The sequence below is a fragment of the Kurthia huakuii LAM0618 genome, from assembly GCF_000505545.1.
Taxonomy (GTDB): Bacteria; Bacillota; Bacilli; order Bacillales_A; family Planococcaceae; genus Kurthia; species Kurthia huakuii.
Genome location: NZ_AYTB01000021.1, coordinates 1 through 25,304, shown reverse-complemented (window position 1 = coordinate 25,304; position 25,304 = coordinate 1). Strand labels below are relative to the sequence as shown.

Genomic DNA, 25,304 nt, shown 5'->3' with positions numbered 1-25,304 from the left:
TTTTCTCTACCTATCGGCCACAAGGTTAAGAGCTTAATTGTATGCTATACTGACGTAGAAATTTTAAATGAAAAGAGGTTGCCGAATGTCCAAAAGCAGTGGCATGAAGGAGTATGCGCAAGGCGTCATGATTTTGACGCTCGCGATGCTATTTGTCAAAGTACTCAGCATGGTGTATCGCATCCCTTTCCAAAACTTAGTTGGCGATGAAGGATTTTATATTTACCAGCAAGTATATCCGTTCGTTGCTGTATTTGTGACATGGACGGCAAGTGGACTCGCGATTGCCATTTCTCGTGTGCTAACGGAGTCGAATGAGCCGTGGGACGAACTCATGCGCGTCATTTTGCGCTATTTATGTATGCTTGCGCTCGTGTTATTTATCGGTTTATATAGCTTATCGTCATTTTTTGCATCGATTATGGGCGATATGGGACTTGTCCCACTACTTAAAGCGGGCAGTTATATTGCGCTGACAATTCCATTTTTAGCGTTGTATAAAGGCCATGCGCAGGCGGTTGGTGATTTAAATATCGTTGCAAAGTCGCAAGTAGCTGAGCAAGTAGTACGCGTGGCGATTATTTTAATGGGTACGTGGTTTGTCATGCGTTTAGGAGCGTCGCTTTATGTTGCAGGTGAAGTGGCAACGATTGGGACGGTGCTCGGTGAAGTCGTAGGTGTGTTATTGCTGTATATATTAATGCGCAAAAAAGGCGTTCGAATGTCATTGAAGCGTTCAACAATACCGCGCGCGCGACAGCATCACCTCATGAAGCGCTTGGCAATTTATAGTATCGGTATTAGTTTGAGTAGCTTGTTACTTATTTTATTTCAGCTCGTTGATTCATTAACGATTTTTAGAGCACTTGTTGATAGCGGTATGTCTGTCGGTGAAGCGATGATTGAAAAGGGGATTTATGACCGTGGTCAACCGCTTGTGCAAGTAGGGCTCGTACTTGCCTCTTCGTTAACGATGGCGATTGTACCGTTCATTACGACAGCGATGAAGCAGCACGATAAAGAAGACGCCGCGCACTATATGCGTTTAACGTATAGCATTTCCATATTAGTCGGTGTGGCAGCGGCAGTCGGCTTAATATTAGTCATGCCGTATATGAATGAGATGATGTTTAAAACGGATGCGCTTTCTGGCGTTCTTCGTTTATTCGTCCTGCAAATTGTTTGGCTGTCGATTATTATGCCAATGATGGCTGTTTTACAAGGGCTAGGCTATACAAAGCATCCCTCGCTATTGCTCATTGGCGGTTTAATCGTTAAACTTTTATGTAATGATGTCTTTATCCAATGGTTTGGTATTGCAGGCGCTGCACTTGCAAGTAATGTCGGTCTCGGTTTTACGGCGCTACTGCTCATTCGCTTTTTGAAAAAGGTGTACCCAATTTCGCTCGTGTCACCCACATTTACACGCGGCGCATTATTGGCAACCCTTGCGATGACATTTGCCGTTGAAATTTGGATTGTCGGCATCACATTCATGTGCGCCACTTATGCTATTCCACCAAGAATCACTGCTACGATTACGGCGCTTACTGCCGTCTTTGTAGGAGCCTTCGCATTTTTGACGGTTTCCGCAAAAAGGGAAGTGCTTTCTATTGAAGATTGGTCGGTGCTTCCGCTTGGACGACGAGTGGCCGCATTCCAACTTTATGTAAATCGCGTTAAAAAATAAAGAAATAGGTGAAGTTATTATGCATCAAATTACAGTAATTGGGCTTGGCGCAGGGGATTTTGAACAGCTGCCAATGGGCGTTTATAAAACGTTAAAAAACGCTCGAAAAATTTATGTTCGTACGGAAGATCATCCTGTATTAGATGAATTAAAAACAGAGGGCGTTGAATTCGAAAGTTTTGATTCTATTTATGAAAAACACGATGAATTTTTACCCGTTTATGAAGAAATCGTTGCTACATTAAAAGACTACGCGGCGCATGACGATGTAATCTATGCGGTGCCAGGGCATCCACTCGTAGCTGAAATGACGGTCGAATTATTAATCAACGAAGAAAAAAATGGCAATGTGACGCTGAAAATTGAAGGCGGACAAAGCTTTTTAGACGCTGTTTTTGCGACGTTAAAAATCGACCCAATCGATGGTTTCCAACTTGTTGATGGTGCGACATTCTCAATTCATCACGTCAATATGTACAATCATTTACTCATCGCGCAAGTGTACGATCAATTTAGCGCCTCTGAAGTGAAGCTGACATTAATGGAAAAATACGATGCGGAATATCCCGTAACGATTGTGACAGCGGCTGGTTCAAAACAGGAGTCTGTTGTCACGGTGCCATTATTTGAATTAGACCATGTAGCGGAAATTAGTAACTTAACGACCGTGTACGTGCCACCAGTAACGAAGCGTGAAGATGCGCTGCGCGAATGGTCGACATTCCGCGACATCATGTCAACGATGCGCGGTCCAAATGGTTGTGAATGGGATAAAGCACAAACGCATGAAACGATGAAGCGCTATATGCTTGAAGAAATGCACGAAGCTCTTCAAGCAATCGATGAACAAGATGATGAGCATATGATTGAGGAGTTTGGCGATTTATTAATGCTTGTCTTTATGCAAGCGCAAATCGGTGAAGATGCTGGCTTCTTTAATTTAGAAGACTTATTAGCCGGCGCCGCTGAAAAAATGATGCGCCGCCACCCACACGTATTTGGCGATGTTGTCGTTAAAAACGTCGAAGATATTAATGCCAACTGGGAAAAAATTAAAAAAGCTGAGCATGAAGCAGCCGGTGCAGATGATGCGCCAGTGATGGACGGTGAATACCGCGCGATGTCATCGCTACAAACCGCGTACAATTATCAACGCCGCGCCGCAAAATTAGGCTTTGAATGGCCTGAAGATGACCAATATTGGTGGAACTTTAAAGAAGAGCTTTCAGACTTTAGAGATGATGCTTTAAAGAATAGCGACAATAAAATGGATCAATACAGTAACGCCTTAATTGCCTTTGTAAACTTAGGGCGCCACTACAAAATTTCTGCGGAAGAAGCAATGCTTCATGCCAATACGAAATATGCGAAACGCTTCGGTAAAATGGAAGCGCACGTGAAAGCAAGCGGCAAAGATTGGCAAGAATTTTCAGTAGATGAACTACTGCAATTATGGGCGGAAGCGAAAGGATAGAGAATATGCGTTTAGATAAATTTTTAAAAGTATCCCGTTTAATCAAGCGCCGCACGTTGGCGAAAGAAGTATCAGAACAAGGTCGTATTACAATCAACGACAAAATCGCCAAACCAAGCACGAAAGTGAAAGCGGGCGATGTGTTAGCCATTCGTTTCGGTCAGAAAATCGTCACAGCGCGCATTGAAATGTTAAAAGATATCGTGCGTAAAGACGAAGCACATTTAATGTACACTGTACTGAGCGAAGAAAAGTTAGAAAAAGTTGAACCACAATTTATTGACGACGAAGATTAAAAATAAACCCGGTTGCCATTGATGGTGCCGGGTTTATTTTTTGTGAATTGGGGAAAAATATAACGATGCAGAAAACATTTTTTTCTTAAAAATTTACTATAGATTTTTAAGTAACCAGGTCCAATGTTTGCCACTCCATTAAGCGTTATTTCCTAAACTATCGAAAATTCATGGATGCTACTTAAAAATCATCGGGAATTCCGCTATAATGAGTGCGAAAGAGAGGGAGTACATATGGCGAGAAGCAATCCTCAAAACAAAACGACACAATTGCACCCGGAGTACAACAAGCAGCAACAGCGTAAAACCAATTACCAAAAGAGACAGCGTAAAGTTGCTCGCAATCGCCTTATGCTTATGTTTGGTGTCTTTTTCATCCTTGTTGGTGGTCTAGCATTTACTTATCACGAGCAGCGCCAAGCACTTTTAGAAAAACAAAAACAAAGTACGGCTTTAACAGAGGAATTAAACGATCAACAAGAATTGAAAAAAGATCTTAAAGTAGAAATTAAACAACTGAACGATGATGACTATATAGCCCAGCTAGCAAGGGAGAAACTATTTTTGTCTGAAAAAGGTGAAGTTCTATTCACACTTCCAAAAGAAGATGAAAAGAAACAAAAAAATGATGACTCGTCAAATTAGTGTTGTTGACACTATACTTTTGTTAGTTATAATAAGTAGGTAGTAGCGCGAGAATTATGCGCAATCGATTATATTGACTGACTTACGAGTCGCTTAAATTTTAAGGAGGAGCATTTTTTTTATGTCAATCGAAGTAGGCAGCAAAGTACAAGGTAAAGTAACAGGTATTACAAATTTCGGAGCGTTCGTAGAACTTCCGGACAAATCAACAGGTCTTGTGCATATTAGTGAGGTTGCTGATAACTATGTTAAAGATATCAACGATCACTTAAAAGTTGGTGACGTAGTTGAAGTAAAAGTGATGAATGTGGAAGCTGACGGCAAAATCGGTCTTTCTATTCGTAAAGCAAAACCTGAAGCAGAACGTCAAGCAGAACGTCCACAACGTCCTGAGCGTTCAGAACGTCCACACCGCCCACGCAACAACAATCGTGGAGGTGGTCGTCACGAAGCTCGTCAACCACAAGAGAACTTTGAACAAAAAATGGCGCGCTTCTTAAAAGACAGCGACGAACGTTTAGCTACATTAAAACGCGCGACTGAATCAAAACGCGGAGGTCGCGGCGCTCGTCGAGGCTAATTCATGTGAATACATCTCAGCAATTGACTGAGTTGGTGAAAGAGACTAGATTTTTCTAGTCTCTTTTTTTATGTGTTAGTGGCAATTTGGCTGAGAGCTCAAGTAGCGTGTTTTGGATACAACATAGTTGAAAATAAGTGCCAAACTGCGACGATTTGCGCGTGAAAAAATGGCTAGTTATTAAACATCATGCATAATGTTGTCAATGAAAATTTTTATTTGCTAAAAAATCGCATATCGTTACAACTTTTGATGAATGCAATTGCCTATTTTTGACCGAAATAAGCAAAAACGGGTTCATTTTGCGCCTCTAACGGGTCGTTTCAACACAAAAAAGTCACAGTTTTTGGTGCGCGTGTCATTTATTCAATAACGTACAAAATGCGACACGCTGCAAATTTTTCGTTTGAAGTATGTGTGGAAATGCCCCGCCAAAGCGTCAAAACGATCAATAATGCGTTTCTAACGGGCATTTTTTGTCCCATTTTTAACGGATGCTGTTATGAAATGTTCGTAACTATCGCTATTCATTTACTAAACATTTGCGATAAAAGATGTTTTGAACGCATCTTTACTATTTTTGTAAGCTTATATGCATAGCGCTGTCGCATAATTAGAAATATGTTGTATTCAAAACACGCTATTTGGCGTCAGCGCTCATTTTTCATAAGCATTTAAAAAACGAGACATTTGAAAATATCTCGTCATGAATAATTGAAGTTCGCGCGTGCCGACACATAAAAAAAGAAGCACTTATCAAGTAAGTGCTTCTTTAGTATGACCCCTACGGGATTCGAACCCGTGTTACCGCCGTGAAAGGGCGGTGTCTTAACCGCTTGACCAAGGGGCCGTTATTGGTGGCGGCCGAGGGGATCGAACCCCCGACCTCCCGGGTATGAACCGGACGCTCTAGCCAGCTGAGCTAGGCCGCCATTTGCAACAACAAAATTAATATTACAAGACAACCGTTAGGACGTCAATATTTTTTTAGCAGAAATCATAATTTTTTTTAGCATGCGCTTGTTCTTACAAATATTAGGGTATTACGAAAGTAGCGAGCGACTTTAGCGTTTCATTAAAGCTCAACGACGAATGAATTTTAAAACGATGCTAAAATAATAGCGAGGTGAAATCATTTGGAACTTGAAAAACAGGCGTATGACTTTATGAAACAGTTTCAATTATATAAAGCGCAAACGAAAGTCCTCGTTGCTTGTTCAGGTGGTATCGATTCTATGGTATTGCTTGATTATTTGTTAGCACAACAACAACGGTTACAGTTAACTGCTATTGCAGCTGTGCATGTTAATCATATGTTGCGCGGAGCTGAGTCAGATGCAGATGCAGCATTTGTGGAGCAGTATTGTCGCGAGCGAGGGATTAAACTTTTCGCGACAGCTATTGCGATTCCACAATTAGTAGATGAGGAGCAAGGCAATGTTGAAGCGATTGCAAGGCGCGAACGCTATCGCTTTTTTGAAGAGGTGATGCAGACGCATAATTTTACAACGCTCGCACTCGCACATCACGCCGATGACCAAATTGAAAATGTCATTATGGCATTAACAAAAGGGTTGCAACAAGGTACTGCTGGTATGCCAATGCGCCGTGCATTAGGAAATCATGAAATCGTGCGCCCATTTTTATCATCAACACGCGCACAAATTGAAGCGTATGCGGCGAAGCATCATATACCGCATCGCGAGGATTCGACGAATAGTAGCGATGACTATGTACGCAATCGTATGCGCCACCATGTCGTGCCACTACTCCGCGCGGAAAACCCAAATATTGCTGAAGCGGTGCGTATTTTTACAGAGCAGCGCCAGCAAGATGAAGCGTATTTACAAACAGTAGCGCAAAAACTTTATTACGATATTGTCATTGTGCATGGAAATAATTTAATAGAAGTTGATGTAAAACGATTCCAACTACAGCCAGTAGCTTTACAAAGGAGAATCATTCAACTACTATTAAAATATCTTTACAAAGATAGGACGATTATACAAAGTTATACGCTTTTGAATCGTGTGCTCGACATTGCTAGGTCACATGTAGGGAATGACGTGCTTATGTTGCCGGGGGGATATCTTTTGCGCCGCCACTACGATAAATTAGTTATCGAAATGGACCATAAAGCGCAACCTGAAGCCTTTTGCGCAACGGTGCAGTTTAATAAATGGCTTACGCTTCCAAACAATATGCGCGTATTTGTTTGCGCTGCTTCAACTCGTTTGTCTGTTGAAGAGGCACAAACGTATTATGCAAATCGTTCGGATTTAGGCCACACACTACAAATTCGTACAAAACAGGACGGGGATCGTATGCGACCTCTTGGCATGGATGGTACGAAAAAAGTAGCGCGTATTTTTATTGATGCAAAAATACCAGATACGGCAAGGCAAACGTGGCCATTGCTCGTCAATGAGCGTGGCGATGTTCTCGCAGTTTTAGGGCTACGAATGAGTGCACACTTTTCAAAAACGCAACGTGCGGCTGATGATGTCGCTGTTATGATTGCGCCAACAATTTAGAATGTCTAGAAGGACAATCAAGGAGGAACTTACAATGCTTCAAAAAGATATCGAAGAAGTACTACTTTCAGAGGAACAGCTTCAAGAGAAAATTAACGAACTAGGTGCTCAATTAACAGAAGAGTACCAAGACAAATTCCCATTATTAATTGGTGTATTAAAAGGTGCAATGCCATTTATGACCGACTTAATGAAACGAATTGACACATATGTAGAAATCGACTTCATGGACGTTTCTAGTTATGGTAACGCGACTGTATCTTCAGGCGAAGTAAAAATCTTAAAAGATTTAAACACAAGCGTTGAAGGTCGCGATATTATCATCATCGAAGATATTATCGATAGCGGTTTAACATTAAGCTACTTAGTAGAACTATTTAAACACCGTAAAGCAAAATCAATCAAAATCGTTACATTATTAGACAAACCAACAGGCCGTAAAGTTGATTTAAAAGCTGATTTCGTTGGTTTTGACGTTCCAGATGCATTCGTAGTTGGTTATGGTTTAGATTACGCAGAACGTTATCGTAACCTTCCTTACATCGGTGTATTAAAGAAATCTGTCTACTCATTTTAAGTCTTAGACGTTTGTGAGAAACTTATGGCGAACAATCATTTGAAAGTTCGTCATTTTTAGTGCTTTTTATTGTACGCCGAAAATTGCATATGATAAGATTTATTGTAAAGTTGAAAACATGACCAACTTTAGTTGTATAGGAAAATCGGGATTATCTGTATTGAACATAAACTCGTTTGGACATGCGGCTGAGTATAAAAAAGAACCGCGTGAGCTACGGGGATCGCCTACTAATAGAAATGAACGCGCAATTTATACAGGTAGAATTGCGTATACATTGTTCGTAGGAAAATGGTTCAATAAAGTTTTTCTGTTTACCTTGTGAGGAGGCTAGGGATGAATCGAATATTTCGATACACCATACTTTATTTATTAATTTTCCTTGTGATTGTTGGGATTTTTGGCACATTCAATAGTGCAAACAAACCAACGAAAGAATTATCATATCACGAGTTTGTGACAGCGCTAGATGAAGGTAAAATTACCGAAGCGGACATTCAGCCCGATAATCTAGTATATGTCGTTAAAGGTAAGTTAGAAGGATACGACAAAGGTGAAAGTTTCGTAGCAAACATCCCTCGTGATGACCAAGAGCTTATGAATGAAATTCGAGCTGCTGCGAAAGATAACGCGTTTGACTTCAAACAAGCCCCAGAAACGAACGGTTTCGTTCAATTCTTTACGGGCATTATCCCATTCGTGATTATTTTAATTTTATTCTTCTTCTTAATGAACCAATCTCAAGGCGGTGGTAACCGCATGATGAGCTTTGGTAAAAGCAAAGCAAAACTGTATGACGACCAAAAGAAAAAAGTTCGTTTCACAGATGTTGCCGGTGCAGATGAAGAAAAACAAGAGCTTGTTGAAGTTGTTGATTTCTTAAAAGACCATACGAAATTCGAAAAAATCGGAGCTCGTATCCCGAAAGGTATCCTATTAGTAGGGCCTCCGGGTACTGGTAAAACATTACTTGCTCGTGCAGTTGCGGGTGAGGCTGGCGTACCATTCTTCTCGATTTCAGGTTCTGACTTCGTAGAGATGTTCGTCGGTGTTGGTGCGAGCCGTGTTCGTGATTTATTCGAGAATGCGAAAAAGAACGCACCATGTATCATCTTCATTGATGAAATCGATGCAGTTGGTCGTCAACGTGGCGCAGGTGTTGGTGGCGGTCACGATGAACGTGAACAAACGTTAAACCAATTACTTGTTGAAATGGATGGTTTCGGCGCAAACGAAGGTATTATTATCATCGCTGCAACAAACCGCCCAGATATCCTAGACCCTGCATTACTTCGTCCGGGACGTTTTGACCGTCAAATTACTGTCGGTCGTCCAGACGTTAAAGGTCGTGAAGCGGTACTTAAAGTACATGCTCGCAAAAAACCTTTAGATGAAACTGTCGACTTAAAAGCAATCGCTCAACGTACGCCGGGATTCTCAGGTGCCGATTTAGAAAACTTATTAAACGAGGCAGCGCTTGTAGCCGCACGTAGCGATAAGGACAAAATCGACATGGGTGATATCGATGAAGCGACAGACCGCGTAATCGCGGGTGTTGCGAAAAAAGGTCGCGTTATTTCAGAAAAAGAACGTAACATCGTAGCGTACCATGAAGCAGGGCACGTAGTTGTCGGCTTAACGTTAGATGAAGCGGAAAAAGTGCATAAAGTAACCATTGTTCCTCGTGGACAAGCGGGTGGTTATGCAGTAATGCTTCCAAAAGAAGATCGTTACTTCATGACAAAACCGGAGCTACTTGATAAAGTAGCTGGTTTACTAGGTGGTCGTGCCTCAGAGGATATCACATTTGGTGAAGTCTCTACAGGTGCCCATAACGACTTTGAACGCGTAACGAGCATTATTCGCTCGATGGTGACAGAGTATGGTATGAGCGAACGCATTGGTCAATTACAATATACGAGCAAGCAAAGTGGTGGCGGCAACATGTTCCTTGGTGGGGACAGCGGTTCATCATTCTCTGATGCGATTTCAAAAGAAATTGATGAAGAGATGCAACGTATAGTAAAAGAACAATATACACGTACGAAAGAAATCTTAACTGAACGACGCGAGCTGCTAGAACTAATCGCTCAAACTTTATTAGTTGAAGAGACATTAGACGCAGAACAAATCGAACACCTTGAAAAATACGGTAAATTACCAGAGCGCACATACAGTAGTACACATACAGTAAACTCTGAAGGTCTTTCTGCAAAAGAAAAGAAAGAAGCTTTAGAGGGCGAAGTACGTGAAGGTGAAGTAGTATCTGAGGATAAAGTATCTTTAGGCAAAACTACAGATCCAACAAAAAAAGATCTACCTGATGAAAATGTTCCTGGAAAAAATAATGATGGTATTCAAGAAGAACGAGATTAATTAACACAAACGAGCGGCTGAAGCATTGACTTTGGCCGCTTTTTTGTTGGTTCAAACAGTTTCTTTTGTAACCAAAACAAATTATGTTATGATTCTTGCAGAACTTACGCAAGTCATTTATAGAAAAGAGGAATTTTAGCATGTCAGATTATTTAGTTCGAGCTTTAGGCTTTGGTGGGAGCGTTCGTGCATTTGCCGTACGCACAACAAACACAGTAGGTGAAGCTCAACGTCGCCATGATACATGGCCAACAGCTTCAGCAGCATTAGGTCGTACGATGACGGCCGCTGCGATGATGGGGGCAATGCAAAAAGGTGATGACCTTTTAACAATTAAAGTACAAGGCGATGGCGATATTAAAGGCATTATCGTTGATGCGAATGCAAAAGGTGAAGTACGTGGTTACGCTGTAAACCCTCACGTACATTTCGATTTAAATGCACAAGGTAAATTAGATGTTCGTCGTGCGGTTGGTACGCAAGGTTCATTATCTGTTGTTAAAGATACAGGCTTACGTGACTTCTTCACAGGACAAGTAGAATTAGTTTCAGGTGAGTTAGGTGAAGATTTCGCTTATTACTTCACAAAATCAGAACAAACACCATCAGCAGTAGGTTTAGGTGTACTTGTAAACCCAGATGATTCAATTCTTGCGGCAGGTGGCTTTATTGTACAAGTCATGCCAGGTGTGGATGATGACACGATTACACAAATCGAACAAGCATTATCAAATATCGAACCGGTTTCTAAAATGATTGAAAAAGGCTACACGCCAGAACAAATTTTAGAAGCGGTACTTGGTGAAGGCAACGTTGAATTTTTAGGGACAAAACCTGTATCATTCTCTTGTAACTGTTCAAAAGAACGTTTCTCTAACGCATTAATCGGCGTTGGTGAAGTTGAATTACAAGCGATGATTGACGAAGATCATGGCGCTGAAGCACAATGTCACTTCTGTATGGAAAAATACCAATATTCAGAAGATGAGCTTACAGGAATGATTGAAGAAATTCGCGTTCAAAAAGCATCTAAATAACGAAAAAGTAAAGAGTCTGGGACATATGTGTAAAAACACCATCTCAGATGAGCATAAGAAAAACCGGAATCGCGCTGTGACGCGGTTCCGGTTTTTTGTTGCGAACGCTAAAAAAGGAACATGACATGTTTTGTCCTAACCTCTTTTTTAAATGGTTAAAACGACTTTTAATTTTTGAACAGCACGCGGGATTTCGGCCAATTGTAAATTCGCAAAGCCGATAATAAATTGGCACCGGTCGTCATCAAGTGGCGCTAAATAAAAGCGTTTGATGCTAAAGAGTTCGAGATTTTCCTGCGCTGCACGCGTCAAAATCGCGTCATAGGTGGCCGTCGTCTCATAGCGAATAATAAAATGAAGCCCAGCTGGGACATCGACAAGCGTTAATTTTTTCGAAAAAACACGCTGTAGTTCAGCGATAAGTTTTCGGCGGATTTCATCGAAGTGCGCAGCCATCGTTGTGACATGTTTTTGATAATAACCGTCTTTAATAAAATAGTGCAACGTATATAAATTGAGCGTATTACACGATGATAACAGATGTGAAAACCGTTCTTTATAGCGTTTTAAGAGCTCTGGCGGCAACACCATATAGCTGATGCGAATGCCTGGGAACAGCGTTTTAGAAAACGTCCCCATGTAGACGGTACGACGGCTACGGTCGAGGCTTTGGAGCGACGGGATATGCGCCGTTTCATACTTGTATTCACTATCATAATCATCCTCGATAATGTAACGCTCCTGTGGCACATTGACCCAATTAAGTAGTTCGAAGCGGCGTGATATCGGCATAATGACGCCCGTTGGAAACTGATGTGCCGGCGTTGTATAGAGCAACTTTACATCGTCGGTTACACTATGAATATCGAGGCCGTGCTCATCAAGTGGCACCGGTAGCATATGCCAGCGCTGTTGTTCAATTAATGTTTGATAGCGCGCATAACCGGGGTTTTCGAGTGCAATAGTCGCCGCATCAAAAAGTGTCAGCAACTGACTCATCAAACCTTGGCTCGATGAATGAAAAATAATTTGCTCAGGCTCGCAGCGGACACCACGCTTGAAATTCAAGTGCTTCGCCAGCGTTTGGCGCACCGCATAAGGCCCTTGTTGATGCGACAGATGTGCCAAGTCATCGCGGAATTCATAAAAGGCTTTTTGCTCACATTTCGCCCATTCATTGTATGGGAACCGTTTTAAATTCGTTGTCATGTGTGAAAATGACGTGATGTGGCTACGTTTTTCTGGGTGCTCTTTTAATTCTTCTGGCAGTCCGCTCCATTCCTGCTTGTCATTGTCATAACGTGTAATATCTTCAACAAAATATCCTTTGCGTTCCAAGCTATAAAGATAGCCTTCAACGATTAATTGATCGAGTGCGACGATGACAGAATTAATGCTGACATTAAATTGCTCGGAAATTTTACGCTTTGATAATAGTTTTTCATGAGGCTGATAGTTTCCTGATAAGATTTGTTCTTTGATGCGGTCGTATACAAGTTGGTATTTATATTTTTTATGTTGAAGAATCATGCGACACAACTCCCTTTTAGAAACTGGTTCTTATTTTTTTTAAAAAGTGGTTCTTTTCTTTTGCGGAATAAATCGGCATAATTTCAGTATAGTTAGAAAAATAAGATTATTTGTAGCGGAAAAAGGTGTTAACGAGAATTTAAAACAATTTCAATGTTGATGCAATTTTTTTTGCGCTAAAAATGACTCGGAGTCATTATACCATAATCTTACTTTTCTGAAAAATAAACAGGGTTTACCAAAAGGGGGTTTTAAGACACAGCGTTCGTTGTATATCAAACACATCGTAAATAAAGAGGACATTGAAGGAGGGGACTTCGCTTGGGAATGCGAGAAAAAAGAGAGCCAACAGTGGGTATTGCTCTAATACCCATTATCACTATGGTTATCGTGTTATTTGTAGGAATCTTCGTTTATGGAGCTGACCCGCATATACCGATTATGATTAGTGCGGTCGTAGCAAGTTTGGTCGCATTATACTTAGGTTTTTCTTGGAGAGAATTAGAGCAAGGGATTGTCAAAGGTATTTCACTTTCTCTACAAGCGCTGCTCATTTTAATCATCTTAGGGACGCTAATCTCAACATGGTTAGCAGCTGGAATTGTCCCTACGATGATTTATTACGGAGTTGAATTTTTATCACAAGGACTGTTTTTACCGCTTGCCATTGTGATTTGTAGTGTTGTCGCCGTTGCTTCAGGAAATGCTTGGACAGCGGCCGGTACAATCGGTATTGCGGTTATGGGTATCGGCACTGTATTTGGCTACAATCCAGCGATGGTTGCTGGTGCAGTTATCTCGGGCTGTTACTTTGGCGATAAATTGTCCCCTCTATCTGAAACGACAAATATGTCTCCGGGTATTACCGGAGTTGAATTGTTCGATCACATTCGCAACATGATGTTTACGACATTGCCGGCGTGGGTCATCTCGATTGTGTTGTTCTTCTTCTTAGGATGGACGCAAAATAGTAAAGGTGGTAGCGCCGATACGATTGCAACATTGCAACACGATTTAAATAATTTGTTTACCATTTCACCGTGGTTACTGCTCGTGCCAGTCGTTGTCCTCGTATTAATTGCGTTGAAAATGCCAGCAATTCCTGGCTTGTTAATCGGTTCGATTTTAGGTCTTGTAATGGCTGTTACCGTACAAGGAGCTTCTATAAAAGAAGTGCTGGCGATGATGGTATCGGGTTATACGCAAGAGTCAAACAATGAAATCATTAGCAACTTACTAAACAATGGTGGCATTGAAGCGATGATGTATACCGTAAGCCTTGTCATGCTTGCGATGAGCTTGGGCGGGATTTTAGAAAGCACAGGCATTTTGGAAACGCTAGTGGCGAGCTTGCTGAAGTTCGCAAAGTCGACAGGTAGTTTGATTGCTACGACGGTAGTGACGTGTATTTCAGCAAATGTCATTGCCTGCGACCAATATCTTTCAATCTTATTACCGGGCCGCATGTATCTTTCAGCGTATAAGAAACGTGGGTTACATCCAAAGGCATTGTCCCGAACAATCGAGGATGCTGGAACAATGACCTCCCCACTCGTACCGTGGAATACGTGCGGAGCGTTTATGGCGGCTACACTTGGCGTTGCAACAATTCAATATGCACCTTACGCTTTCCTTTGTATCATTAGCCCAATCATTGCCGTTATTTTCGGTTTCTTCGATATTAAAATTGCGAAGCTCGACAATTACGACGAAATTCATGCACATGACGATGAAGAGCCACCAGAAGAAAAACAGCAAAATCCATATGCTTTAAATAATAAAGTTGATTTCGACTAAAAAGGAGACGAATTATCATGACAAAAAACCAACAAGTAGCTAATTATATTAACGAAGTTTTAAGCTTAGTAGAAAAGAAAGAATTAACGCCAGAGGATGCAAAGTGGATTACGGAAGAAACGGTCAATGGCTTCCGCGAAAACATTAACCCAGGTTTTTTAGAGTACCGTAAAACCGTAACCGTTGATAACCAATTCGCCGCAGTTGAGTGGTCAGATGAAGGTTCTCACTTTAAAGATGTCAACGGCAAAGAATATATCGACTGCTTAGGCGGCTTCGGTATTTACAACGTCGGTCACCGTAACCCGAAAGTCGTAAAAGCGGTAACAGACCAACTGCAACACCAAGCACTACATTCACAAGATTTACTAGATCCACTACGCGGTATGCTCGGTAAAGTGTTAGCGGACATTACACCGGGTGATTTAAAATACTCATTTTTCACAAACAGTGGGACAGAATCAGTAGAATGTGCGCTGAAAATTGCGAAAATGTATCATACAGAGCGTTCAACATTTATCGCAGCAACAAAAGCATTCCACGGTAAAAGTTTAGGTTCATTATCTAGTACGGCAAAAGGCGTATTCCGTAAGCCATTCCAACCGTTAATCCCAGGCTTCCGCCACGTGCCATATGGTGATTTAGATTATATGCGTAAAACATTTGAAGCGTGCCAAGCGACAGGCGACGATGTAGCGGCAGTTATTTTAGAGCCAATCCAAGGTGAGGGTGGTATCATCATCCCAACGCGCGAATATTTACAAGGTGTACGCGATTTATGTGACGAGTTCGGCGCATTATTAATCTTTGATGAAGTACAAACAGGTATGGGGCGTACAGGCGCGATGTTCGCATCGGAATTATTCGGCGTAACACCAGACCTTTTAGCTTTAGCAAAAGCATTCGGTGGCGGTATTATGCCAGCAGGTGCAGTTGTCGGCAATGAAAAAGTATTCTCTGTATTATTCGACAATCCATTCATGCATACAACAACATTTGGTGGAAATCCACTTGCTTGTGCTGCAGCGCTTGCGACAATTAGCGTCTTAATCGAGGACGAACTACCGGCACGCGCCGCTGAAGTGGGCGAATACATGTTAAAAGGTCTTCGCGAAGCAGCAGTTGAGCATGACAATAAAGTGTTAGAAATCCGTGGTATCGGTTTAATGATTGGTATCGAATTCCACTCAGATGAAATCGGTTATGAAGTATCAAAAGGCATGTTTGATGAAGGCGTGCTTGTAGCAGGTACATTAATCAACTCGAAAACAATTCGTATCGAGCCACCACTAACAATTTCATATGAAGAAGCGGATCAAGTAATCGCGACATTCAAAAAAGTATTAGCAGAAAAGTTGGACACAGCATTAGTAAAATAACGACTCATATGAAAAGGGGATGACAATAATGGAAGCAACGCAAGCAGTGAAAACATTAAAGAACTATATTAATGGTGAATGGCAGGCGCCTTCATCAGACCGTGTGGAAGATGTAGTAAATCCAGCGAACGGTGAAGTGATTGGGAAAATTGCTTTTTCAACGAAAGAAGATACGGAGCGTGCGATTGATGCCGCACGTAAAGCATTTGATAGCGGTGTATGGGCTGATGCGACAACACATGAGCGCGCAGCTGTCCTGTTGAAAATTGCTGATTTAATCGAAGCTGAAGCAGATGAGCTAGCAAAAGCAGAGACAATCGATAATGGTAAAATTTTAGCCGAAGCCGAGTTTGATGTAGCTGATGCGGCCACTTGCTTCCGTTATTACGCGGGCATTATTATGCACCCAGATGGCGAAACGTATCACGTACCGGACAATGTACAAGCGATGGTCGTGAAAGAGCCGGTTGGGGTTGCGGGATTAATTGTACCGTGGAACTTCCCAATTCTGATGTCTGTATGGAAAATCGCTCCAGCACTGGCAGCAGGGAATTCAATCGTCTATAAACCTTCAGAAGTGACGCCGATGAATGCACAGCGTTTATTCGAAATCATCGAGGAAGCGGGCGTACCGCATGGCGTGGCAAATATGGTTGTCGGCGACGGTCCAACGGTCGGACAGACAATTTCAGAGAGCCATGATGTTGATATGGTATCGTTTACGGGCAGTACAGCAGTAGGTCGCGAAATTATGAAGGCCGCTTCTGGCAACTTGAAAAAGATTTCACTTGAATTAGGTGGTAAGTCACCGAATATCGTCTTTGCGGATGCAGATTTAGAAACAGCGGTTGATTACGGTCTATTCGGTATCTTCTTTGGCTCAGGCCAAGTGTGCTCTGCAGGGAGCCGCATTCTAGTAGAAGAAAGTATTTATGATCGCTATGTGGAGCGTTTTGCAGAACGCGCTCAATTAATTAACGTAGGACCTGGTTTAGATCCAGCATCGAATATGGGCGCTATCGTTAGCGATAAACAGCTGCATCGTATTTTAGAATATATCGAGATTGGGAAATCGGAAGGCGCGCGTCTTGTAGCAGGCGGGAAGCGCGTAGTCGACAACGGTCTTGATAAAGGATTCTTTATCGAGCCGACGGTGTTCGCAGACTGTACGCCGGATATGCGTATTGTGCGAGAGGAGATTTTTGGTCCGGTCGTGACGATTCAAAAATTCTCAACGGAACAAGAGGCGATTCGCTTAGCCAATGATACGGAGTATGGCCTTGCAGGGGGTGTATTCTCTGGAGATGGCGCGAAAGCATTGCGTGTTATTAAAAAAGTACGCGCAGGGATTACATGGGTGAACGACTACCATCCGACATATGTTGAAGCTCCGTGGGGCGGTTACAAGCAGTCAGGTATCGGTCGTAGCTTAGGTAAATATAGCCTTGAAGAGTTCCAAGAAGTGAAGCAAATCAACATCCGTCTATCGGTAGAGCCGAATGGTTGGTTCCCAGCTGACTAATGACATCCTTTTACACGAAAAGTGAATTATGTAAAAACACACAATATTCTAAAAAGTATTGTGTGTTTTTTCGTTGACTTTCTGAAACGGCGAGAGTAGAATTAAACCATATAAAATTACTAGGAATTAGGAGAGGAAAATATTATGACATACCAAATCGCAAATTCAGTTGCCGACTTAGTTGGTAACACACCAGTAGTAAAATTAAATCACGCTACAGGCCCTAACGACGCAAACGTATATGTAAAATTAGAATACATGAACCCAGGCTCTTCTGTAAAAGACCGTTTAGCATTAGCAATGGTTGAAAAAGCAGAACAAGACGGTATTTTAAAAGAAGGCAGCACATTAATCGAACCAACATCAGGTAACACTGGTATCGGTCTTGCGATGATCGCTGCAGCAAAAGGCTACAAATCAGTCATCGTTATGCCTGACACAATGTCTTTAGAACGTCGTAACCTATTACGCGCTTATGGTGCTGAATTAATTTTAACGCCAGGCGCGGATGGTATGAAAGGCGCTATCGCAAAAGCGGAAGAGCTTTCTAAAGAAAAAGGTTGGTTCTTACCACAACAATTCGAAAACCCAGTGAACGCTGTTATGCATTACGAAACAACGGGTCAAGAACTTGTGAAAGCATTTAAAGAAGCAGAACTTCAAGTAGATGCCTTTATCGCAGGTGTTGGTACAGGTGGTACGGTTTCAGGTGTTGGTAAAGCGTTAAAAGAAAACTTTGCTGACGTTAAAATCATCGCTGTTGAACCAAAAGATTCGCCAGTGCTTGAAGGCGGTAAACCAGGCCCTCACAAAATCCAAGGTATTGGCGCAGGTTTCGTACCAGCTACTTTAGATACAGCTATTTACGATTCAGTAATCGGTGTTGAAAATGATGATGCATTTGAAACATCTCGTAAAATCGCAAAAGAAGAAGGCATCTTAGGTGGTATTTCTTCAGGTGCTGCGATTTGGGCTGCTGTTGAAACAGCTAAACAATTAGGTAAAGGTAAAAATGTTGTCGCTGTTCTTCCTTCTAACGGCGAACGTTACTTATCAACGCCACTATATCACTTCGACGACTAGTTTAATAGAATGTTCGAAGCAAAGGAATCGCGTTTTTATGCGATTCCTTTTTTTGTGGAAAAGAGTGTTCATAGGCACAACTTATGTTATATGATGCTCGTAGGTAACAAAAAAGACAGAGAACATGTTGGAGGTAGCTAGACTTGAAAATTATACAGTCGAACTCATTTTCATTAACACCAGATGCCTTTTTTTACGGATATAAAAACCAAACAGCGCATCTAGCACATCATATTTTTTTAGAAAGTGGACGTGGGGGCAAGCAATCCATCGCAGCATGGAATCCATTAGCCATCGTTCAAGCAGTCGAAGATGGCATTGAGATTACGTGGCGTGATGGGCGCGTAGAACAGCGTCAAGGTGAAGCGTTACAGCTTGCCGAGGATGTTGTGGCGACGTATCGCACAGATTGTCCACATGATTATTTTTATGGAGGTGCGGTGGGCTTTATTACGTATGATTATGTACGAAAAATCGAAGCGATTCCGGATATCGCAGTCGATGATTTACACGTACCGGACATTTTCTTTTATATTGTTGACCACTGGACGGTTTTTGATGTCAAAACGAATACGGCGCGCGTCATGAAGCTTGAAATAAGTGATGTTGATGTCGAGCAAGCAGCACGCGCTTACGAACAAGCCGCAACAGCGGGACTTGCTGTGCGAAAATTTAATCAAACGGACGCGTTAGCTGTAGAGATGGACAACCGTCGTCTAAAATCGATGTCAGGCACACAGTTTGAAGCGGCTGTATCACGTATTCAGGACTATATCGCGGCAGGGGATGTGTTCCAAGTCAATTTATCGGTGCGCCAAGAGGAAAAGCTTGAGATGCCACCGATTGATGTTTACGAGGCACTACGTACATTTAATCCGTCGCCGTATATGTCCTACATTGCGTCGCCAACATTTGCGGTCGCATCGGGCTCACCTGAATTATTAATTCAAAAATCAGGTGACGGTTTATCGACGCGTCCGATTGCAGGGACGCGTCCGCGCGGTGTTGATGATGCCGAAGATTTAGCGCTTGCGCAGGAATTAATCGACAATGAAAAAGAGCGCGCAGAACACGTCATGCTCGTTGATTTAGAGCGCAATGATTTAGGACGCGTTGCTGAATACGGCTCGGTGCATGTCGATGAATTTATGGTCATTGAAAAATATTCACACGTACAGCATATCGTGTCGAATGTGCGCGGTACTGCACGCAAGGATCAAACGAATGCGGATATGATTCGCGCGGTATTCCCAGGCGGCACGATTACGGGTGCACCAAAAATTCGCACGATGGAAATTATTGAGGAGCTAGAGCCGGTGCGCCGTGGTCTTTATACGGGCTCAATCGGCTGGCTTGGCTTCAATGGTGATTTTGATATGAATATTGTCATTCGTACAGCGTATATTCAACAACAAGTGGCGTATATTCAAGCGGGTGCGGGCATCGTTATTGATTCGGTACCGGAGCGCGAATATATTGAGTCACTCAATAAAGCAAAAGCAATGTGGCAAGCAAAACAAATGGCGGAGGCGTAGCGCAATGATTTTAATGATAGATAATTATGATTCATTCACATACAACTTAGTACAATATTTTGGCGAGCTTGGACAGGAGTTACGCGTTGTGCGTAATGATGCGCTAACACTGCAAGACATTGAAGCACTCGCACCGCAAATGATTGTCGTATCACCGGGACCATGTACGCCAAATGAAGCGGGCATTAGCTTAGAAGTCATCAAGCATTTTGCGGGACGCATTCCGATTTTTGGCGTGTGCTTAGGGCATCAGGCGCTCGCGCAAGTGTTTGGCGGCGATGTCGTGCGTGCGGAGCGTTTAATGCACGGCAAAACATCCCCGATTTTACATGCCGATAAAGGGGTACATAAAGGGCTGGCCAATCCGTACACAGCGACGCGATATCATTCATTGATTGTGGCGCGAGAGACATTACCAGAATGCCTTGAAATTACAGCGTGGACAGCGGAAGGCGAAATTATGGGTTTGCGTCATAAAGAACTAGCTGTTGAGGGCGTGCAATTCCACCCAGAATCGATTATGACCGAAAGTGGTAAGCAGCTTTTGCAAAACTTTATCGACATGTATGTGGAGGTGGTCTAAATGTGGTGTTTTCATAATGGCGACTATGTAAAGGCCGCGGACTTGCGCATTTCCCCGTTTGACCACGGCTATTTATATGGACTTGGCGTATTTGAAACGCTGCGCACGTATGACGGCGTACCATTTTTATGGCATGAGCATTTTACGCGTATGGAGCAAGCGCTCGCAGCCTATCATATCGCGCTGCCGTACACAGAAGAGCAACTACGTGATGTTATAATGGAGTTAAATGTGCGTAGCGGTGGCGATGATGGTTATTTCCGCATCAATGTATCTGCTGGAGAGGCGGGCATTGGTCTTGCGAAAACGAGCTACGATGAGCCGACTGTCATCGTCTTCCGCAAGCCGCTTGAGCTTCCGCCGCGTGGTACGGAAAAGAATGCGGTCTGGCTTGAGACAGTACGTAATTCACCAGAACAGGCAACGCGTTTTAAATCACATCATTACGCGAATAATATTGTCGCGCGTTTTGAAGTGCCATCGCTTGCGACTGTTGAAGGCTTTTTCGTTAACGAAGCGGGCTTTGTCGCAGAAGGCATTACGTCAAATATTTTTTGGGTAACGGATGGCGTGATGTATACACCGGCGCTATCAACAGGTGTGCTGCCGGGGATTACACGTGCGCAAGTGATGAAGCTCGCGGATGTTGTCGAGGGTGAATTTACAAAAGAGGCATTGCTTGCAGCGGATGAATGTTTTATTACGACGTCGATTCAGGAATTGATTCCGATTCGCACGCTAGGCGACAAAACATTCGCCGGGAACGATGGTGCAGTTTATCAGGCACTACACGCACGTTATATTGATACGATAAAGGAGTCTTTACGTTGAACTTACAGCATTATAAACCATTAACGATTGATGGACATACACTCGATTTTCATAAGGAAACATTCGTCATGGGCATTTTAAATGTGACGCCGGATTCATTTTCAGATGGTGGTCAATTTAATACGGTCGAAACAGCAGTAGCACATGCGAAGCAAATGGTCGCAGATGGTGCAAAAATTATCGATATCGGCGGTGAATCGACGCGACCTGGGCATACGCCAATTTCTGCTGAGGAGGAAATGGCACGTATTTTACCGGTCATTAAAGCGATTCGTCGCGAAGTCGATGTGTTGTTGTCTGTCGATACGTTCAAATCTGACGTGGCGCGCGCTGCGGTAGAAGCGGGCGTACATATTATTAATGATATTTGGGGTGCACAGCATGACCCGAAAATTGCCGAAGTGGCAGCTGAGCTTCATGTGCCAATTATTTTAATGCATAATCGCACAAATGACGATTACGGCGATGATTTCTGGGCAGCTGCAAAAGCAGATATCGAGCGCAGCATTGCGATTGCCAAAAATGCCGGCGTGCCCGATGCACATATTTGGCTAGACCCGGGCGTTGGTTTTGCGAAATCACGCGCACAAGATTTAGAAATTATGCGCTGTTTGCCGGAGCTATGCGATATGGGCTATCCAGTGCTTCTTGCGACGTCGCGCAAACGTGTTATTGGCGACGTGCTTGATTTACCGAAGGAAGAGCGTATGGAAGGTACGGCAGCGACATGTTGCTATGGTGTAGATAAAGGATGTCATATGGTGCGTGTGCATGATGTGAAGCCGATTGCACGTATGATGAAAATGATGGATGCATTGAAATAAGGAGGGAACTACATGGATTATATTCATATTAAAGATATGGCGTTTTACGGCTACCACGGCGTACTAGAGCAGGAGACGGTGCTCGGTCAGCGTTTCCGTGTGACGCTCGCAATTGCTGTTGATTTACAGCACGCTGGAGAAACCGATGATTTAACGGATACGGTGAGCTATGCGGATGTTTTTGACATTTGCCAAAAAATCGTCGAAGGGAAGCCATATAAATTAATCGAAGCGGTAGCGGAGCGTATCGCAACAGCAGTGCGCGAGGCATATCCAACAGCAGTGAAGGGTATTCGCGTTGAAGTCATTAAACCTGACCCACCGATTCAAGGCCATTATCGTGAGGTCGCAGTCGAAATTACGCGAGGTGACTTTTAATGAATACGGCATACATTTCGCTCGGCTCGAATATGGGCGATAAGGAACAGGCATTACGCCATGCCGTTGAGCTATTAAACGACCACGCAGCAATCAATGTCATTGCAGTTTCTTCTATATATGATACAGACCCGGTTGGCTACGAGGAGCAAGATGTGTTTTTTAATATCGTCGTGAAAATTACGACGACGCTAAAGCCGCAGCCGCTATTGGACGTATGCCAGCAAATCGAGCAGCAATTAAAGCGTGTCCGTATCGTTCGCTGGGGTCCTCGGACGATTGATTTGGATATTTTATTATTCAATGATGAAACAATCGATACGGCAACATTAATCGTACCGCATCCACGTATGCATGAGCGTGCATTTGTGCTCGTGCCATTAGCCGAGCTAGATGACGCGACATTGCCGACGACAAAACGTACGGTACGCGACCATCTTCGAGAAATTGGCGACGGTGGCGTACGCGTTTATCGCCCATTTTAAAATAAAGTGTGACGTCGTAGCTTTTGCGTGATAGCGCGCGTTAGTCGTAACTAGAACGGACATAAGCTGTCTTAGAATAGTGGCGACTTCGTACATTTCTGCTATTATAGAAAGGTAGATTTTTAAATAATTTAAGCAGAACTAATGAATTGGTACGGATTTTTGTGTACAATTAATCCATTATGGACTGTTTTTGGAACAATACTAAGGAGTGAAATAATCGTGGCAGAAGAAATCAATGACCAACAACAGGTTCGACGCGATAAAATGGACGAAATCCGTTCACAAGGCATCGATCCTTTCGGTCACCGTTTTGAACGTACGCACTTAACAAGTGATTTACGCACACAATACGCTGACACAACGCAAGAAGAATTAGAAGAAAACCCTGTAGAAGTAGTTTTAGCAGGTCGCGTAATGACAAAACGTCGTAAAGGTAAAGTTACTTTCGCAAACATTAAAGACTTCGGTGGACAAATTCAAATTTACGTACGTAAAGATGCAATCGGTGAAGAACCTTATGAAATCGTGAAAAAAGCCGACCTTGGCGATATTATCGGTGTTAAAGGGAACCTATTCAAAACGCACGTAGGTGAGTTAACAGTTAAAGTAACTGAATTTACGTTCCTTTCTAAAGGTTTACGCCCATTACCAGAAAAATTCCACGGTCTACAAGATGTTGAGCAACGTTACCGTCAACGTTACCTAGACTTAATCACAAGCGACGATAGCATGAAAACATTTGTGACTCGTACACAAATCATTGGCGCTATTCGTTCATTCTTAAATACAAAAGGTTTCTTAGAAGTAGAAACACCAATGCTAAACGCAGTAGCTGGTGGTGCAGCAGCACGTCCATTCGTGACACACCACAACGCATTAGATGCTCAAATGTACATGCGTATCGCAATCGAACTATACTTAAAACGTTTAATCGTTGGTGGTATGGAAAAAGTATATGAAATCGGCCGCGTATTCCGTAACGAAGGTGTATCGACGCGTCACAACCCAGAGTTCACACTTCTTGAGTTATATGAAGCATATGCAGATTACAACGATATCATGGACTTAACAGAAGATTTATTCGTACACGTAGCACAAGAAGTAATTGGTACAACTCAATTACAATATGGCGACGATGTAATCGATTTATCTAAAGGTTGGAAACGTCTACATATGGTAGATGCAGTTAAAGAAGCTACAGGTATTGACTTCTTCGAAGAAATGACGAAAGAACAAGCACAAGCTCTTGCGAAAGAACACCACATCGACATTAAAGATACAATGGAAGTTGGTCACATTATTAATGAATTCTTCGAACAAAAAGTAGAAGAAACATTAGTACAACCTACATTCGTTTATGGTCACCCAGTGGAAATCTCTCCATTAGCGAAGAAAAACCCTGAAGACCCTCGTTTCACAGACCGTTTCGAATTATTCATCGTACGTCGTGAACACGCCAATGCTTTCACAGAACTTAATGATCCAATCGACCAACGCGAACGTTTCGAAGCGCAAATGGTAGAAAAAGAACAAGGTAATGATGAAGCGCATGATATGGATGAGGACTTCTTAGAAGCATTAGAATACGGTATGCCGCCAACAGGTGGTCTAGGTATCGGTATCGATCGTATGATCATGCTATTAACAAACGCTCAATCAATCCGTGACGTATTACTATTCCCATTAATGCGCCAACGCTAAACTATATATAGTAGAAAAGGAGCTAGGTTTATACCTTGCTCCTTTTCTTTTTGCATAGAGGAAACTTGAAATAGCGAAAGTCATTCATATAAGCGTAATAATGAGGCGATTTAAGACTTGTATTTAATACGAAACTACATTAGAATAATATTTGTCACAAACGAAGTATTAATACTTGAAAAACTTCACTAGCAGCTGTATACTAATAAAGTTGCTGAAATAAAGCAATTAAATATTTTTAAAAAAGTTGTTGACTTTAAATAAACCGCTTGTTATAATATTTAAGTCGCTAACAAGTGACGCTAACAAAACGATAAAAACTTCGAAAAAAAGAATTTGAAAAAAGTTCTTGACAACGAAAACTAAGTTATGTTAGAATAATTAAGTCGCTAAGGAAACTTACCGACAACGACATGAACCTTGAAAACTGAACAAGCAAGATGT

21 protein-coding genes and 2 tRNA genes are annotated in these 25,304 nt (G+C 42.4%); 20 read left to right on the top strand and 3 right to left on the bottom strand.

Annotation, left to right across the window (positions count from 1 at the left end):
* Positions 1-85: 85 nt before the first annotated feature.
* From V514_RS0117195 to V514_RS0117175, 5 genes are all read left to right on the top strand, one after another.
* A complete protein-coding gene (locus tag V514_RS0117195; protein WP_029501070.1) occupies positions 86-1,690 on the top strand; it encodes a putative polysaccharide biosynthesis protein in 1,605 nt (534 codons plus the stop codon).
* A gap of 19 nt (positions 1,691-1,709) precedes the next feature.
* Positions 1,710-3,164, top strand: a complete 1,455-nt coding sequence (yabN, locus tag V514_RS0117190; protein WP_029501069.1) for a bifunctional methyltransferase/pyrophosphohydrolase YabN — start codon at positions 1,710-1,712, stop codon at positions 3,162-3,164.
* 5 nt (positions 3,165-3,169) lie between these two features.
* Positions 3,170-3,460, top strand: a complete 291-nt coding sequence (locus tag V514_RS0117185) for an RNA-binding S4 domain-containing protein (RefSeq protein ID WP_029501068.1) — start codon at positions 3,170-3,172, stop codon at positions 3,458-3,460.
* A 174-nt stretch (positions 3,461-3,634) separates the two neighbouring features.
* A complete protein-coding gene (locus V514_RS0117180) occupies positions 3,635-4,105 on the top strand; it encodes an FtsB family cell division protein (protein ID WP_235073539.1) in 471 nt (156 codons plus the stop codon).
* Positions 4,106-4,226: 121 nt separating this feature from the next.
* Positions 4,227-4,685: a S1 domain-containing RNA-binding protein gene (locus tag V514_RS0117175; protein ID WP_029501066.1), complete on the top strand. Its 459-nt coding sequence runs from the start codon at positions 4,227-4,229 to the stop codon at positions 4,683-4,685.
* Positions 4,686-5,463: 778 nt separating this feature from the next.
* Here the strand turns inward: V514_RS0117175 and V514_RS0117170 are convergent.
* Positions 5,464-5,535: transfer RNA gene (locus V514_RS0117170), tRNA-Glu, on the bottom strand.
* Positions 5,536-5,540: 5 nt separating this feature from the next.
* A tRNA-Met gene (locus tag V514_RS0117165) sits at positions 5,541-5,617 on the bottom strand.
* 234 nt (positions 5,618-5,851) lie between these two features.
* Here V514_RS0117165 and tilS point away from each other — a divergent pair.
* From tilS to hslO, 4 genes are all read left to right on the top strand, one after another.
* A complete protein-coding gene (tilS, locus tag V514_RS0117160; RefSeq protein WP_035945084.1) occupies positions 5,852-7,219 on the top strand; it encodes a tRNA lysidine(34) synthetase TilS in 1,368 nt (455 codons plus the stop codon).
* A gap of 34 nt (positions 7,220-7,253) precedes the next feature.
* Positions 7,254-7,796: a hypoxanthine phosphoribosyltransferase gene (gene hpt, locus V514_RS0117155; RefSeq protein WP_029501064.1), complete on the top strand. Its 543-nt coding sequence runs from the start codon at positions 7,254-7,256 to the stop codon at positions 7,794-7,796.
* A 336-nt stretch (positions 7,797-8,132) separates the two neighbouring features.
* Complete coding sequence (gene ftsH / locus V514_RS0117150; RefSeq protein WP_029501063.1) at positions 8,133-10,172, top strand: ATP-dependent zinc metalloprotease FtsH; 2,040 nt, start codon at positions 8,133-8,135, stop codon at positions 10,170-10,172.
* A gap of 140 nt (positions 10,173-10,312) precedes the next feature.
* A complete protein-coding gene (gene hslO / locus V514_RS0117145) occupies positions 10,313-11,209 on the top strand; it encodes an Hsp33 family molecular chaperone HslO (protein WP_029501062.1) in 897 nt (298 codons plus the stop codon).
* Positions 11,210-11,356: 147 nt separating this feature from the next.
* Here the strand turns inward: hslO and pdxR are convergent, their stop codons facing one another.
* Positions 11,357-12,739 carry a MocR-like pyridoxine biosynthesis transcription factor PdxR gene (pdxR, locus tag V514_RS0117140; RefSeq protein WP_029501061.1) on the bottom strand — a complete coding sequence of 461 codons (1,383 nt, stop codon included), beginning with the start codon at positions 12,737-12,739 and terminating at the stop codon, positions 11,357-11,359.
* A gap of 327 nt (positions 12,740-13,066) precedes the next feature.
* Between pdxR and nhaC the strand changes: the two genes are divergently transcribed.
* The 11 genes from nhaC to lysS all read left to right on the top strand — a co-directional run bounded on the left by nhaC (position 13,067) and on the right by lysS (position 24,860).
* The gene (gene nhaC, locus V514_RS0117135) at positions 13,067-14,536 is read left to right on the top strand and encodes a Na+/H+ antiporter NhaC (RefSeq protein ID WP_029501060.1); all 1,470 of its coding nucleotides are present in this window, start codon (positions 13,067-13,069) and stop codon (positions 14,534-14,536) included.
* A gap of 17 nt (positions 14,537-14,553) precedes the next feature.
* Positions 14,554-15,915, top strand: coding sequence for a putrescine aminotransferase (locus V514_RS0117130; protein WP_029501059.1), 1,362 nt, complete (start codon positions 14,554-14,556; stop codon positions 15,913-15,915).
* A 46-nt stretch (positions 15,916-15,961) separates the two neighbouring features.
* Positions 15,962-17,437: an aldehyde dehydrogenase family protein gene (locus tag V514_RS0117125; RefSeq protein ID WP_152529005.1), complete on the top strand. Its 1,476-nt coding sequence runs from the start codon at positions 15,962-15,964 to the stop codon at positions 17,435-17,437.
* A gap of 144 nt (positions 17,438-17,581) precedes the next feature.
* On the top strand, positions 17,582-18,520 hold the full coding sequence (gene cysK / locus V514_RS0117120; protein ID WP_029501057.1) for a cysteine synthase A: 939 nt from the start codon (positions 17,582-17,584) through the stop codon (positions 18,518-18,520).
* Between the two features lie 143 nt (positions 18,521-18,663).
* Positions 18,664-20,055, top strand: coding sequence for an anthranilate synthase component I family protein (locus V514_RS19415; protein ID WP_035945083.1), 1,392 nt, complete (start codon positions 18,664-18,666; stop codon positions 20,053-20,055).
* A 4-nt stretch (positions 20,056-20,059) separates the two neighbouring features.
* Positions 20,060-20,638 (top strand): aminodeoxychorismate/anthranilate synthase component II, encoded by a 579-nt coding sequence (pabA, locus tag V514_RS0117110; RefSeq protein ID WP_029501056.1) that lies wholly within the window; start codon positions 20,060-20,062, stop codon positions 20,636-20,638.
* Complete coding sequence (pabC, locus tag V514_RS0117105) at positions 20,639-21,469, top strand: aminodeoxychorismate lyase (protein ID WP_029501055.1); 831 nt, start codon at positions 20,639-20,641, stop codon at positions 21,467-21,469.
* Positions 21,466-22,293, top strand: coding sequence for a dihydropteroate synthase (gene folP / locus V514_RS0117100; protein ID WP_029501054.1), 828 nt, complete (start codon positions 21,466-21,468; stop codon positions 22,291-22,293). Before pabC ends, folP begins: the two co-directional genes overlap by 4 nt.
* Positions 22,294-22,305: 12 nt before the next feature.
* Positions 22,306-22,671 carry a dihydroneopterin aldolase gene (gene folB / locus V514_RS0117095; RefSeq protein WP_029501053.1) on the top strand — a complete coding sequence of 122 codons (366 nt, stop codon included), beginning with the start codon at positions 22,306-22,308 and terminating at the stop codon, positions 22,669-22,671.
* Positions 22,671-23,156 (top strand): 2-amino-4-hydroxy-6-hydroxymethyldihydropteridine diphosphokinase, encoded by a 486-nt coding sequence (gene folK / locus V514_RS0117090; RefSeq protein ID WP_029501052.1) that lies wholly within the window; start codon positions 22,671-22,673, stop codon positions 23,154-23,156. The genes folB and folK overlap by 1 nt, the downstream gene beginning before the upstream one ends.
* A gap of 222 nt (positions 23,157-23,378) precedes the next feature.
* Complete coding sequence (gene lysS, locus V514_RS0117085) at positions 23,379-24,860, top strand: lysine--tRNA ligase (RefSeq protein WP_029501051.1); 1,482 nt, start codon at positions 23,379-23,381, stop codon at positions 24,858-24,860.
* Positions 24,861-25,304: the final 444 nt, after the last annotated feature.